Raw genomic sequence first — 13,042 nt, 5'->3', positions numbered from 1 at the left:
ATGACGACGGCACCCTCGGCACGCCCCGCGTCGCCCGGGGCGCCAGCCGCGGCGCGAGAGGTCCCCTGGGGTGAGGTGTGGGGCCAGGCGGATGCCGTCGCGCAGCTGCAGGCGGCCGCGTCCGACCCGGCGCAACTCGCTCATGCGTGGTTGATCACCGGACCGCCCGGGTCGGGCCGTTCGACCCTCGCCTACGCTTTCGCCGCCGCCCTCATCGCCGAGCCCGGCGATGAGACGGCCATGCGCCAGGTGCTGGCCGGCACACACCCCGACCTCGCGGCGCTGCGCACCGAGGGCGTCATCATCTCGATCAAGGACGCGCGGGCGCTCGTGGAGAGGTCGTACTTCGCACCGTCGCTCGGCCGCTACCGCGTGATCGTCATGGAAGACGCCGACCGCATGGTCGAACGCACGAGCAACGTGCTGTTGAAGGCCCTCGAGGAGCCGCCGGAGCGCACCGTATGGGTGCTGTGCGCACCGAGCGACGCCGACCTCCTCCCCACGATCCGATCGCGCGTGCGCACGCTCCGGCTGCGCGAGCCCGACGTCGACGATGTCGCCCGCCTCATCACACAGCGCACCGGTGCCGACCCGGCCGTCGCCGAACAGTCCGCGCGCCTGGCCCAGCGCCACATCGGCATGGCCCAGCGCCTCGCCACCGACGAAGCCGCCCGGGCCCGCCGCGACGAGACGCTGCGCGCGGTGCTGCGCGTGCGCGGCGTCGGCGATGCCGTGGAGGTCGCGGCGCGTGTCGTGCAGGCGGCCACGGAAGATGCCAAGGCGCTGACGGCGGAACGCGACGAGAGCGAGCGGGAGGCGCTGCTGCGTACCCTCGGCATCCCGGCCGGCAGCGCCGTGCCGCCCGCAGTCCGCGGACAGCTGAGCGCACTCGAAGACGACCAGAAGCGGCGCGCCACGCGCAGCCTGCGCGACGGCATCGACCGCGTGCTCACCGATCTCGAGTCGATGTACCGCGACACGCTCATGCTGCAGTTCTCGCGGGGCGACGACCTCATCAACCGCGAACTCGCCGACGAGCTGACGGCCTTGGCCGCCGCGTGGGACGCGCCCCGCACGCTCACGGTGCTCGACCAGATCTCCGTCACCCGGACCAACCTGGAAGGCAACGCCGCGCCTGCGCTCGCGCTGGAGAGCCTCCTCATCACCGTCGCCAGCGGAAGGACCCCGTGAACCGCACCCGTCGCCTCCTGACCGTCACCGCCGGGCTGGCGGTGGCCGCCCTCGCCCTCAGCGCCTGCGGCATCCTGTGGGATCCGAAGTCCGAGGCTTCGCCCTCCGCGGCGCCCAGCTCGTCTCCGAACCTCGACAGCGTTCCCGCCGGCTTCGAGGACTTCTACGGGCAGGCGCTGTCGTGGGACGACTGCGAGGGCACCGACCCGGGCAGCTACGACTGCACGACCGTGACGGCGCCCCTGGACTGGAGCGACCCGGATGCCGGTGAGATCGAACTGGCGGTCATCCGCCGGGCGGCGTCCGGCGGCGACGCGCAGGGTTCGCTGCTCACCAACCCCGGCGGTCCCGGTGCCAGCGGCTACGACATGATCGCCGACAGCGCCCTGTTCGCCGTGGGCGACGAGCTGGCCGACGCGTACGACGTGATCGGGTTCGACCCGCGCGGTGTCGGGCGGTCGACCGCCGTGACGTGCCTCGACGCGGCGAAGATGGACGCGTACCTGTTCGACATCCCCGCCGACCCGCGTGGCAGCGCCGGTTGGGAGGCCGAGCTCACCGAACGCAACGACGAGTTCGTGCAGGCGTGCATCGACGGCAGCGACGGCATCCTCCCGTTCATCACGACCGACAACGCAGCCCGCGACCTCGACCTCCTGCGGGCGGTGCTCGGCGATGCGAAGCTCAACTACCTCGGCTACTCGTACGGCACCTTCCTCGGCGCCACGTACGCCAAGCTGTTCCCCGCACAGGTCGGGCGCCTCGTGCTCGACGGGGCCATCGATCCCGCCATCCCGGGTCTCGACGTCGGCACGATCCAAGCGGTCGGCTTCGAGTCGGCGCTGCGTGCGTACATGGCCGACTGCCTCGACGGCAGCGACTGCCCCTTCGGCGGTTCGGTCGACGAGGCGATGGCCGACCTCGGCACGCTGCTCGCGAGTGTCGACCGCTCGCCGCTACAGGCGTCCGACGGCCGGGAACTCGGCGCCGACTCCCTGCTGACGGGCATCATCGCCGCGCTCTACTCGCAGGAGAGCTGGGGCTTCCTCTCGATGGCGCTCGAGGACGCTCTCGGCGGGAACCCGGACACGGCCTTCCGACTCGCCGACTTCTACTACGGCCGCTCGCCCGATGGCACGTACGCAGACAACTCGACCGAAGCGTTCCGCGCGTACAACTGCATGGACTATCCGCTCGACACCGACGAGGCCGATCAGGCGGCCGCCGAAGCCCTCATCGCGCAGAAGGCGCCCACGATCGCGCCGTATTGGCAGGGCGTCGACGTCTGCGAGGTGTGGCCGGCGGAACCCACCGGCGTGCGCGAGCCGATCACCGCCGAGGGCGCTGCCCCGATCGTCGTCGTCGGCACCACGAACGACCCCGCCACGCCGTACGAGTGGTCGGAGTCGTTGGCCGACCAGCTGTCGTCCGGCGTGCTCGTCACGCGCGTGGGAGAGGGGCACACGGGATTCAACAAGGGCAACGCGTGCGTCGACGACGCCGTCGTCGCCTACCTGGTCGACGGCACGGTGCCCGAAGACGGGCTGCGGTGCGAGTGACGCTCATCGACGTGGCGGGGCGTTCGAGGCAGGACCGCGGAGCGCGGTTCGCGGCACCCTCGCCGACCCTGTAAGATCGTTGATCGTGCATGCGAGAGCAGAGCACGCGCCACCTTAGCTCAGACGGCAGAGCGATTCACTCGTAATGAATAGGTCAAGGGTTCGATTCCCTTAGGTGGCTCGACAAGCAAGGCCCGTCGCTCGGCGGGCCTTCGTCGTACGGGTCGCGCGCGACGGCGACCCGAGGGCTCAGGAGGCCGGGTGGACGCGCTCGATGCGGTGATCGAGGTCTTCACGTGGCTCGGGTTCGGCGGTGCGGTGGCGCTCGGCATCCTCGCTCTCATCCTGTGGGCGGTCGACGGCACGTGGCTCCCCGCTGAAGCGCTCGTCGACCACGAGGATGCCGAGACGTTCGTGCGCTGGTACGACGCCGACGGCGACGCGAATAGTGCCCGCCTGAACGACCACGATGCCGCCGATCTCGCGGGGGTCGACCGCGTGTCGATCTGGTACCGCTACGGGTGGCGCGACCGCATGCGCCGCACGCGGCGTCCGCCCGCGCTCACGGGCGTCGTCGTCGCCTCGGCGGGGCTGCTGGCGCTCGGCGTCATCGCTCTCGTCACGTCGTGGGTGCTGCTGTTCGTCCGCGGCTGAGCTACGACAGCGCGAGCAGCACGCCGGCCGTGAGGGCCAGCGCGAGGCCGACCAACTGCACCCGTGCGATGTGCTCGCGCAGCACGACCGCGGCCAGCAGCACCGTTCCCGCGGGGTAGAGCGCGGTGAGTGCGGACACCACCGCGAGATCGCCGCCGGAGCGGAGCGCGACAACCAGCAGCAGGTTCGCGGTCGCGTCGACGCAGCCGCACGCCGACGCGAGCAGCCACGCGCGGCGAGCGGGGGGCGAGTTCTCGGCGCTCGTCAGCACGGAGGCGGCCGGGCGTCCGCGCCGAACGGCGACGGCGAGGGCGACGAGCACGACCACGCTCGCGATCGTTCCCGCGACGGCACGGTTGACCAGCAGCGGAACGACGCCGCTGTCGGCGCTCGTCTGATCGAGGAGGATGAGGAAGGCGCCGATGGCGACGCCCGAGCCGACGGCCATGACAACGGCCTTTAGCGACGGTCGCGTGATGCGTTCGCCGGGCAGGAACGCGACGAGGACGATGGCGACGACTGCGACGACGAGACCGACGTAGCCGATCGGCGCGAGCCGTTCGCCCTCGACGAGGAGCCCCCACAGCATGGGGGCGACGGCTGACACCACGGCCGTGAGCGGCGAGAGCACGCTCATGGGCCCGATCGCGAGACACGCGTAGAGGAGGCCGACCGCCACGGCTCCTGCAAGGCCCGAGGCGGCGCCCCACGCGACATCTTCCGCCCGCCACACACCTCCCAGCACCGGGGAGGCGATCGCCAGCACGAGCACGCCCGAGAAGGCCGCGACCGCCGTGACGAGAAGCGGCCGCAGGCGCCGTGCCGCCAGGCCGCCGAGGAAGTCGGCCGATCCGTACACGAGCGCGCCGAGGAAGGCGACGGAGGCGGCGAGCATGATCGACAGCCTAGGGAAGCGGCGCGGGCGAGTGCTTTCTCGGGCTCCCATGATCCGGCTTTCCGGAGTTGTGAACGCGGCGGGCCCGGCTACGCTCGACGTATGACCCGGGCGCTGTTCATCGTCGACGTGCAGAACGACTTCACCGAGGGCGGCGCCCTCGGCGTGGCGGGCGGGGATGCCGTCGCCGCCGGCATTTCACGCCATCTCGCCGCGCATGCCGGTGAGTATGCGCTCGTCATCGCCTCGCGCGACTGGCACGACGCCGACAACGACAACGGGGGACACTTCGCGGACGGCGACCCCGACTTCGTCGACACGTGGCCGGTGCACTGCGTCGCAGGCACGCCCGGCGCCGAGTACGACCCGGGCCTGGACACGACCGCGGTGACGCATCACGTGAAGAAGGGCCAGGGCCGCCCGGCGTACTCGCTGTTCGAGGGTGTCACCGACGCGGGGGAGACGGTCGGCGACCTCCTCACCGCGTTCGGCGTGGTCGACGTCGACGTGACCGGCATCGCCACCGACTACTGCGTCCGGGCCTCCGCGCTCGACGCCCTCGAGCACGGCCGTCACGTGCGCGTGCTCACCGACCTGGTCGCGGGCGTCGCCCCCGCATCCTCCGAATCCGCCCTTGCCGAACTCGCCCACGCGGGCGCCGACCTCCAGGAGAGCACACGATGACGACCCCCGCCGGCTGGTACGCCGACCCGACCGACCCGACGCGCACCCGCTGGTGGGACGGCGCGCAGTGGACCGAGCACACCGCGCCCCTCCCGACGGCCCCGGCCGCGCCCGCCACCCCGGCTGCGGAAGCCCCGGCTGCGGAGGCCGCTGCGCCCGCCGAGGCCGCTGCGCCCGCTGCCGAGGCCGCGCCCGCTGCCCAGGCCGAGCCGATCGCCCCGTCCGAGCCGATCGCGCCGTCCGAGCCGATCGCGCCCGCTGCTCCGCCGCTCCCGCGATACGGCGAGTACGCACCCGCGGCACCGGCACCGGCACCCGAGGCGCCGCTCGCCCACCCGGTCTCCGCGCCGGCGTACGGCGCTCCCGCCGCGTACGGTCAGGCCGCGTACGGTCAGGCTCAGGGAGCTCCCGCCTACGGTCAGTCGGCGCCGGGCTACGGCCAGACGGCTCCCGCGTGGCCCGCTGCGGCCCCGCCGGTGGCGTACGGGCCGTCGGCGCCCGGCGCCAACACCCACACGGTCTGGATCTACCTCGCGATCGTGGTCTCCACCCTGCTCCCGGTGTTCAGCCTCTTCCTTCTGAACCCGAGCTCGTTGGGCGACCTGGTCCGGATCGAGACGATGGGCGGCTCGGATTCGGCCGCCGTCGCCGCGGTGATGTCCGACTGGATGCTCGCGAGCATCCTCATCCAGGTGCTCGTGTATGCGGGGATCGGTGCGTCGATCGTCTTCTCGTGGCTCGACTGGCGGGAGCTCAAGAAGCGCGGCGTGGCCCGTCCGTTCCACTGGGCGTGGTCGTTCTTCGCCCTCATCGTCTCGATCGGCGTCTACGTGATCGGTCGGACCGTCGTGCTGCGTCGCGAGACCGGATCGGGACTCGCGGCCCTGTGGGTGTGGATCGGCTCCATCGTCGCGAGCATCGTGATCGCGCTCGTGTGGTTCAGCTACTTCTGGCAGCAGATGATGATCCTCCTCACCCACACCGGCGCCTGACATGTTGCGGCGCGCGCTGGCGGTCGTCCTGATCGTCGTGGGCGTCGTGCTGACGCCGGTCGCTACCGTCGCGGCGTGGGCGCGCGTCGCGCTGGTCGACACCGACCGGTTCGTCGCCGTGCTGTCGCCGCTGGCTACCGACCCCGCTGTCCAGGGACTGCTCGTCGACCGCTCGACGACGGCGATCGCAGACCGACTCGACGCCGAGACGCTCCTCGGCGACCTCTTCGCCGGTCTCGACGGCCTCGATCTGCCGCCCCGGGCCCGCGCCGCCCTTCCACTCCTGCGAGGAGCGGCCGCCCAGAGCGTCGAGACCCTGATCGAACGGACGGTGACCGACCTCGTCACGTCGGACCGGTTCGCCGGCACGTGGACGGTCGCCCTGCGCGCGACGCACACGGCCGCCCTCGCCGTGCTCACGCGCGACCCGGGCGACGCGCTCGGGGTCAGCGACGACGGTGAGCTGCAGCTGCACGTCGATGCGGTCGTCGCCGCGGCGCGGCAACGCCTGATCGACGAGGGTGTGGTGGCGGCAGCTCTCCTGCCCGCCGTGCCGCTGACGGTGACGCTCGGGTCTGCGGAGACGCTGCTGACGGCGCGAGCGGTGTACGCCGCGGCCGTCACGGTGGGGGCGTGGATGCCGTGGGCGGTCGCCGTGCTGCTCGCCGCCGGTGTGCTGCTGAGCCGCCGCCGGGGGCGCGTGCTGGCGTGGACCGCGGGTGCGGTGGCGGCCGTCGCTGCGCTCGCGCTCGTGGCGCTCGCCGTCGCACGCGGTGTCTTCGCGGATGCCGCGGGGGATGCCGGGACGGCGGCAGCGTCGATCTACGACGCGGTCGTCGCGTCCCTCGCGACGACCTTCGGTGTGCTGGCGCTCGTGGGCGCCGCCTCGGCGGCTGCCACGCTCCTCCTGCGACGGATGCGCGCCGACCGCAACGGTCTTCCCGTCGCGGTCGGGCACGCCGATGTCGTGGCGGCCGAGGGTCCTCTCACCGACTGACACCCGCTTCACTCCCCGTTCACCCGAGTCTGGAAGAGAGGAAGGCATGCCCCGCGCGCTCGCCGTGTTCCTCGTGTTCCTGCGTCTGGGGCTGACGTCGTTCGGCGGTCCGATCGCGCACATCGGCTACTTCCGCGCCGAGTTCGTCGAGCGCCGGAAGTGGCTCACGGAGGACGAGTTCGGTGAGCTCGTCGCCCTCTGCCAGTTCCTGCCCGGCCCGGCATCCAGTCAGCTCGGCTTCGCGATCGGTCTGCTGCGCGCCGGGACGGCGGGTGCCCTGCTCGCCTTCGTCGCCTTCACGCTCCCCTCGAGCCTGCTCATGTTCGCTGTCGCCGCCGGGGCGTCGGTGCTCACGGGAGACGTCGCCGAGGGAGCGATCCGCGGCCTCCTCATCGTGGCCGTGGCGGTCGTCGCGCATGCCGTGTGGGGCATGTCGCGCACGCTCACCCCGGATGCCGTCCGCGCGCTGATCGCGGCGGGTGCGGCGGCCATCGTGCTGTTCGTGGGCGGGTCGTGGAGTCCGCTCGCGGCGATCGGGCTCGGCGCGCTCGCCGGGCTCCTGTGGTGTCGCACGGGAGCGGATGCCGGCGCCGCCGCTCCGCTCGGGTTTCGGATACCGGTCGTGGTGGGGGCGGGGAGCCTCGTCGTGTTCGGAGTGCTGCTCGTCGGTCTCCCGCTGCTCGCCGCGACGACCGGCGAGGGCACGATCGCTCTCGTGGACGCCTTCTTCCGTTCCGGTGCGCTCGTGTTCGGCGGCGGTCACGTCGTGCTGCCCCTGCTCGACGCCGCCGTCGTGCAGACGGGGTGGGTCTCGCCCGACCAGTTCCTCACCGGGTACGCCGCCGCGCAGGCCGTGCCCGGCCCGCTGTTCACCTTCGCGACGTACCTCGGCGCGCTCGCGACCACGGGTCCCGGCGGCGCCGTCGGGGCGATCGTCGCGACGCTGGCGCTGTTCCTCCCGGGGTTCCTCCTCCTCGTCGGCGTGCTGCCCTTCTGGAACCGCCTGCGCCGGCGGACAGGGGTCGCGGCGGCGATGCGCGGGGCGAGCGCGGCGGTCGTGGGCATCCTGGGCGCCGCGCTGTACGACCCGGTCTTCGTCGAAGCGGTCCGCGGACCGGTCGACCTGGCGTTCGCCGTCGCGGCCTTCGTGCTGCTCGGGCCGGCGCGGGTGCCGGCGTGGGCCGTCGTGCTCGCGGGCGGGGTCGCCGGCGCGCTCGCGGGCGCCTTCGCGGGCTGAGGCGGCGCCCCGGCGTGAGTACCGCGTAAGGGTCGACGCGTTGCCCGTATGGATCCCGTGAGGACGCCGCCGCGCGGCACGGGACGGGTGTGTGATCGGGAGTCGCGCCCCCTCGGCGCACGGCCCGCCTCCCGCGGGTCGCCCGCTCATCGATCGGACTTCCCGTGCTCGACCTCCTCTTCGTCGCCGGCATCCTCTTCCTCTTCCTCGTCGTCGGTCTCGTCGCGACCGCCCTCGAGCGGCTGGGGCCGCCCGCCTCCGGCGCGGCAGCGCTCCCCGCGCGCGCGAAGGAGGAGCGTCGATGATCGTCTTCGACATCCTCGCGGCCCTCCTCGGTGTCGCCGCCGTCGGCTACCTCGTGGTCGCCCTCCTGAAGCCGGAGTGGTTCTGATGGAGTGGCTGTATGCCGCTGCCGGCCTACTGACGGTGGTGCTCGTCCTCGCGCTGGCCCACCGCCCCCTCGGGGACTACATGGCGTGGGTGTACACGTCGCCGAAGGATGCCGCCGTCGAACGCGGCCTGTACCGCGCGATCGGGGTCGACCCGCGATCGGGGCAGACCTGGTCGTCGTACGTGCGCTCGGTGCTCATCTTCTCGGCCGTCGGGGTGCTGGTCGTCTACGCCCTGCAGCGGCTGCAGCCGTGGCTCCCGTTCGCGCTCGGACTCGACGCGCCCAGTGAGCACCTCGCATTCAACACGGCGGTGTCGTTCGTCACCAACACCAACTGGCAGTCGTACTCGCCGGAGCAGACGCTCGGCTACACGGTGCAGGCGACGGCGCTCGCCGTGCAGAACTTCGTTTCGGCCGCCGTCGGCATGGCCGTGGCGATCGCCCTCGTGCGCGGCTTCGCGGCCAGACGTGAGGTGACGCTCGGCAACTTCTGGGTCGATCTGGTGCGGGGCACGTTCCGCATCCTCCTGCCCTTCTCCCTCCTGGCCGCCGTCGTCCTGCTCGCAGGCGGCGTCGTGCAGAACCTGTCGGGATTCGTGGAGACGGCCACCGTCTCCGGCGGAACGCAGCTGCTTCCGGGCGGTCCGGTCGCCTCGCAGGAGGCGATCAAGCTGCTGGGCACCAACGGCGGCGGGTTCTTCAACGCCAATTCGTCGCACCCGTTCGAGAACCCGACGGGCTGGACCAGCCTGTTCGAGATCGTGCTCATGCTGCTGATCCCGTTCGCGCTGCCCCGCACGTTCGGAGCGCTGCTCGGCGATCACCGGCAGGGGCGGGCGATCCTCGTCGCGATGGTGACGCTCTTCGTCGCCTCGACGCTGGCACTCACCGCCCTCGAGCTCGCCGGCGACGGCACCGCTCCGGAGGCGGCCGGGGCCGCGATGGAGGGCAAGGAGGCGCGCTTCGGCATCATCGGGTCCACCCTGTTCGGCTCGACGAGCACCCTCACCTCCACCGGCGCCGTCAACTCGATGCACGACTCCTACACCGCCCTCGGCGGCATGATGCCGATGCTCAACATGATGGTGGGCGAGCTCGCGCCGGGAGGCGTGGGCTCGGGGCTCTACGGCATCCTCGTGATCGCGGTGATCGCCGTGTTCATCGCCGGGCTCCTCGTGGGTCGGACCCCCGAGTACCTCGGGAAGAAGATCGGCCCGCGCGAGATGAAGCTGGCGAGCCTCTACATCCTCGTGACCCCCGTGCTGGTGCTGGTGGGCACGGCGGCGAGCTTCGCGATCCCGGGCGTGCGCGAAGACGTGCAGAACACGTCGATCTGGAACCCCGGCGTCCACGGCTTCTCCGAGGTGCTGTACGCCTTCACCTCCGCGGCCAACAACAACGGCTCGGCCTTCGCGGGGCTCACGGCCAACACGCCGTGGCTGAACACGGCGCTCGGCGTCGCGATGCTCCTCGGTCGGTTCGTGCCGATCGTGATCGTGCTCGCGCTTGCGGGCTCCCTCGCGGCACAGGATGCCGTGCCCGCGACGGCCGGAACCCTCCCCACGCATCGCCCGCTGTTCGTGGGCCTGCTCATCGGGACGATCCTCATCGTCACCGCGCTCACCTATTTCCCCGTACTCGCGCTGGGTCCCCTGGCGGAAGGGCTGGTCTGACCGTGTCCACTCTCACCGACGCCTCTCCGAGGCCCGTTCCCGCCCGTCGGGGAATCGGGGGCGCCGCACTGGCGGCCGCCCTTCCCGTGGCGCTGCGCAAGCTCCACCCGCGCGCCCAGTGGCGCAATCCCGTGATGTTCCTCGTCTGGATCGGAGCTGTCCTCACGACCGCGATCGCGGTGGCAGAGCCGTTCCTCGGAGGTCCGCGGCCGTCCGGCGGCGCGGCGGTGCCCGTGTCGTTCACCGGCGTCATCGCCGCGTGGCTGTGGCTGACGGTCCTGTTCGCGAACGTGGCCGAGGCGGTGGCGGAAGGGCGCGGCAAGGCGCAGGCCGACAGCCTCCGTGCGACACGGACGAGCACGGTCGCCCAGCGGGTGGCCTACGACCCCGACGGCGACCCCGACGCGACGGATGCCGTGCCCACCGCCGTCTCGTCGGCCGACCTGCGCGTCGGCGACATCGTCGTCGTCACCGCGGGAGACCTCGTCCCCGGCGACGGCGACATCGTCTGGGGCATCGCGTCGATCGACGAGTCGGCGATCACGGGGGAGTCCGCCCCCGTCATCCGGGAATCCGGCGGCGATCGCAGTGCGGTCACGGGCGGCACGCGCGTCCTCTCCGACCGGATCGTCGTGCGCATCACGTCCAAGCCCGGCGAGACCTTCGTCGACCGGATGATCGCTCTGGTCGAGGGGGCGGCCCGGCAGAAGACGCCGAACGAGATCGCGCTCGGCATCCTGCTGGCGAGCCTGTCGATCGTCTTCGTCGTCGTGGCGCTCGTGCTCAACCCGCTCGCCGCCGCCGCCGCATCGCCCGTGAGCGTGCCGGTGCTCGTCGCGCTGCTGGTCTGCCTCATCCCCACGACGATCGGCGCGCTCCTGTCGGCGATCGGCATCGCCGGAATGGACCGGCTCGTCCAGCGCAACGTGCTCGCCCTGTCCGGCCGCGCCGTCGAGGCGGCAGGCGACGTCACGACGCTGCTGCTGGACAAGACCGGCACCATCACCTACGGCAACCGGCGGGCGACCGAGTTCGTGCCGCTCGCGGGCGTTCCCGAGCACGAGCTCACGGCCGCCGCCGCACTCTCCTCGCTCGCCGACCCCACGCCCGAGGGCAGTTCGATCGTGGCGCTCGCCGCCGCGCAGGGCGTGACCCCGACGGCGGCGGACGGGCAGGTCGTGCCGTTCACGGCGCAGACGCGCATGAGCGGACTCGACCTCCCCGACGGCACCCGCATCCGCAAGGGGGCCGGCTCTGCCGTGCTCGCCTGGCTGGAGGATGCCGGTGCGACCCCCGCACCGGAGCAGCGCGGGGAGCTCGAGCGCGAGGTCGAACGCATCGCCGGCTCGGGCGGGACCCCGCTCGTGGTCGCCGAGCTCGGCCCGCGCGGCGGAGGGCTCCGGGGCATCGTCCACCTGAAGGACATCGTCAAGGACGGGCTCACGGAGCGCTTCGCCGAGTTGCGCGCCATGGGCATCCGCACCGTCATGATCACGGGGGACAACCCGCTCACCGCCGCCGCCATCGCGCGCGAGGCGGGAGTGGACGACTTCCTCGCCGAGGCGACCCCCGAGGACAAGCTCGCCTACATCCGGGCCGAACAGGCCGGGGGCAGCCTCGTCGCGATGACCGGCGACGGCACCAACGACGCCCCCGCGCTCGCGCAGGCCGACGTCGGCGTGGCGATGAACTCGGGCACCTCGGCCGCCAAGGAAGCGGGCAACATGGTCGACCTCGACTCGGACCCGACGAAGCTCATCGACATCGTGCGGATCGGCAAGCAGCTGCTCATCACCCGCGGCGCCCTGACCACCTTCTCGATCGCCAACGACATCGCGAAGTACTTCGCGATCATCCCCGCGATGTTCCTGAGCGTGTTCCCCGGGCTGTCCGCGCTGAACATCATGGGGCTGCACTCCCCGGCATCCGCCGTGCTCTCGGCCATCGTATTCAACGCGCTGATCATCGTGATCCTCATCCCGCTCGCCCTGCGCGGCGTGCGCTACCGGGCCGCGGATGCCTCGGCGATCCTCGGCCGCAACCTGCTCGTGTACGGGCTGGGCGGCGTCGTCGCCCCGTTCGCGGGGATCTGGGCGATCGACCAGCTCGTGCGCCTCATCCCCGGATTCTGACCTTCGTCTGGAGACATCCCCATGAACACCACCGCTCGCGCCACCGTGCGCACCTTCGGGGTCGCCGTCCGGGCCCTCGTGATCCTCACCCTCGTGCTCGGCGTCGGCTACACCGCCCTCGTGACCGTGTTCGCGCTGACGGCCTTGCCGGCGCAGGCGAACGGGTCGCTGCTGCGCGACGCCGACGGCACGGTCGTCGGGTCGAGCCTCCTCGGACAGAGCTTCACGGATGCCGACGGCCTGCCGCGACCGGAGTACTTCCAGTCCCGCCCCTCGGCCGCCGGCGACGGCTACGACCCCACGAGCTCCAGCGGCAGCAATCTCGGCCCCGAGAACCCCGACCTCGTGGCGGCGATCGAGGAGCGGCGTGCGGCCGTCGCGGCCCTCGAGGGTGTCGCGCCCGGCGACGTTCCCGCCGATGCGGTGACGGCATCCGCCTCTGGGCTCGACCCGCACATCTCACCCGCCTACGCTCGAATCCAGATCGATCGCGTCGCCGCCGCGCGCGGGCTCGACCCCGAACGGGTACGCGAGCTCGTCGCGGACCACACGCAGGGGCCCGACCTCGGGTTCCTGGGCGAAGCGGTCGTCAACGTCGTGGAGTTGAACGCGGCGCTGGATCGCCTGGGAGGCTGAG

General features: G+C 72.1%; 13 protein-coding genes and 1 tRNA gene. 13 read left to right on the top strand and 1 reads right to left on the bottom strand.

Annotated elements, in window-relative coordinates:
• The 4 genes from ACSQ18_RS11025 (at position 1) to ACSQ18_RS11010 (ending at position 3,404) form a co-directional block, all read left to right on the top strand.
• Entirely contained in the window at positions 1-1,191 is a 1,191-nt protein-coding gene (locus ACSQ18_RS11025; protein WP_436037364.1) for a DNA polymerase III subunit delta', read from the top strand.
• Positions 1,188-2,750: an alpha/beta hydrolase gene (locus tag ACSQ18_RS11020; RefSeq protein WP_436037363.1), complete on the top strand. Its 1,563-nt coding sequence runs from the start codon at positions 1,188-1,190 to the stop codon at positions 2,748-2,750. The genes ACSQ18_RS11025 and ACSQ18_RS11020 overlap by 4 nt, the downstream gene beginning before the upstream one ends.
• Before the next feature lie 108 nt (positions 2,751-2,858).
• Positions 2,859-2,931, top strand: a tRNA-Thr gene (locus ACSQ18_RS11015).
• Positions 2,932-3,011: 80 nt separating this feature from the next.
• A complete protein-coding gene (locus ACSQ18_RS11010; RefSeq protein WP_436037362.1) occupies positions 3,012-3,404 on the top strand; it encodes a hypothetical protein in 393 nt (130 codons plus the stop codon).
• 1 nt (position 3,405) lies between these two features.
• On the opposite strand, the gene ACSQ18_RS11005 is transcribed toward ACSQ18_RS11010, so the two are convergent.
• Positions 3,406-4,299 (bottom strand): EamA family transporter, encoded by an 894-nt coding sequence (locus ACSQ18_RS11005; RefSeq protein ID WP_436037361.1) that lies wholly within the window; start codon positions 4,297-4,299, stop codon positions 3,406-3,408.
• Positions 4,300-4,401: 102 nt separating this feature from the next.
• Here ACSQ18_RS11005 and ACSQ18_RS11000 point away from each other — a divergent pair, with 102 nt between their 5' ends.
• The 9 genes from ACSQ18_RS11000 (at position 4,402) to kdpC (ending at position 13,041) form a co-directional block, all read left to right on the top strand.
• A complete protein-coding gene (locus tag ACSQ18_RS11000) occupies positions 4,402-4,983 on the top strand; it encodes an isochorismatase family protein (protein WP_436037359.1) in 582 nt (193 codons plus the stop codon).
• Complete coding sequence (locus ACSQ18_RS10995) at positions 4,980-5,975, top strand: DUF2510 domain-containing protein (RefSeq protein ID WP_436037358.1); 996 nt, start codon at positions 4,980-4,982, stop codon at positions 5,973-5,975. The genes ACSQ18_RS11000 and ACSQ18_RS10995 overlap by 4 nt, the downstream gene beginning before the upstream one ends.
• Position 5,976: 1 nt before the next feature.
• Entirely contained in the window at positions 5,977-6,972 is a 996-nt protein-coding gene (locus ACSQ18_RS10990; protein ID WP_436037357.1) for a hypothetical protein, read from the top strand.
• Between the two features lie 46 nt (positions 6,973-7,018).
• The gene (gene chrA, locus ACSQ18_RS10985; RefSeq protein WP_436037356.1) at positions 7,019-8,209 is read left to right on the top strand and encodes a chromate efflux transporter; all 1,191 of its coding nucleotides are present in this window, start codon (positions 7,019-7,021) and stop codon (positions 8,207-8,209) included.
• A 164-nt stretch (positions 8,210-8,373) separates the two neighbouring features.
• Positions 8,374-8,514, top strand: a complete 141-nt coding sequence (locus ACSQ18_RS10980) for a hypothetical protein (protein WP_436037355.1) — start codon at positions 8,374-8,376, stop codon at positions 8,512-8,514.
• Positions 8,511-8,600 carry a potassium-transporting ATPase subunit F gene (locus ACSQ18_RS10975; protein ID WP_436037354.1) on the top strand — a complete coding sequence of 30 codons (90 nt, stop codon included), beginning with the start codon at positions 8,511-8,513 and terminating at the stop codon, positions 8,598-8,600. The genes ACSQ18_RS10980 and ACSQ18_RS10975 overlap by 4 nt, the downstream gene beginning before the upstream one ends.
• A complete protein-coding gene (kdpA, locus tag ACSQ18_RS10970; RefSeq protein WP_436037352.1) occupies positions 8,600-10,273 on the top strand; it encodes a potassium-transporting ATPase subunit KdpA in 1,674 nt (557 codons plus the stop codon). Before ACSQ18_RS10975 ends, kdpA begins: the two co-directional genes overlap by 1 nt.
• The gene (gene kdpB / locus ACSQ18_RS10965; protein ID WP_436038433.1) at positions 10,270-12,405 is read left to right on the top strand and encodes a potassium-transporting ATPase subunit KdpB; all 2,136 of its coding nucleotides are present in this window, start codon (positions 10,270-10,272) and stop codon (positions 12,403-12,405) included. The genes kdpA and kdpB overlap by 4 nt, the downstream gene beginning before the upstream one ends.
• 21 nt (positions 12,406-12,426) lie before the next feature.
• On the top strand, positions 12,427-13,041 hold the full coding sequence (kdpC, locus tag ACSQ18_RS10960; protein ID WP_436037350.1) for a potassium-transporting ATPase subunit KdpC: 615 nt from the start codon (positions 12,427-12,429) through the stop codon (positions 13,039-13,041).
• Position 13,042 lies beyond the last annotated feature (1 nt).

It is taken from the genome of Microbacterium sp. LjRoot45 (genome assembly GCF_964253325.1).
Lineage (GTDB): Bacteria > Actinomycetota > Actinomycetes > Actinomycetales > Microbacteriaceae > Microbacterium.
The sequence above is the reverse complement of the archived record's forward strand: the minus strand, read 5'-3'. Positions and strand labels throughout refer to the sequence as shown.

Coding starts and splice junctions, on each gene's coding strand:
- ACSQ18_RS10995 (WP_436037358.1), top strand. CDS start 4,980: ATGACGACCCCCGCCGGCTGGTACGCCGACCCGACCGACCCGACGCGC.
- chrA (WP_436037356.1), top strand. CDS start 7,019: ATGCCCCGCGCGCTCGCCGTGTTCCTCGTGTTCCTGCGTCTGGGGCTG.
- ACSQ18_RS11025 (WP_436037364.1), top strand. CDS start 1: ATGACGACGGCACCCTCGGCACGCCCCGCGTCGCCCGGGGCGCCAGCC.
- ACSQ18_RS11005 (WP_436037361.1), bottom strand. CDS start 4,299: ATGCTCGCCGCCTCCGTCGCCTTCCTCGGCGCGCTCGTGTACGGATCG.
- kdpC (WP_436037350.1), top strand. CDS start 12,427: ATGAACACCACCGCTCGCGCCACCGTGCGCACCTTCGGGGTCGCCGTC.
- kdpA (WP_436037352.1), top strand. CDS start 8,600: ATGGAGTGGCTGTATGCCGCTGCCGGCCTACTGACGGTGGTGCTCGTC.
- ACSQ18_RS11000 (WP_436037359.1), top strand. CDS start 4,402: ATGACCCGGGCGCTGTTCATCGTCGACGTGCAGAACGACTTCACCGAG.
- ACSQ18_RS10975 (WP_436037354.1), top strand. CDS start 8,511: ATGATCGTCTTCGACATCCTCGCGGCCCTCCTCGGTGTCGCCGCCGTC.
- ACSQ18_RS10990 (WP_436037357.1), top strand. CDS start 5,977: ATGTTGCGGCGCGCGCTGGCGGTCGTCCTGATCGTCGTGGGCGTCGTG.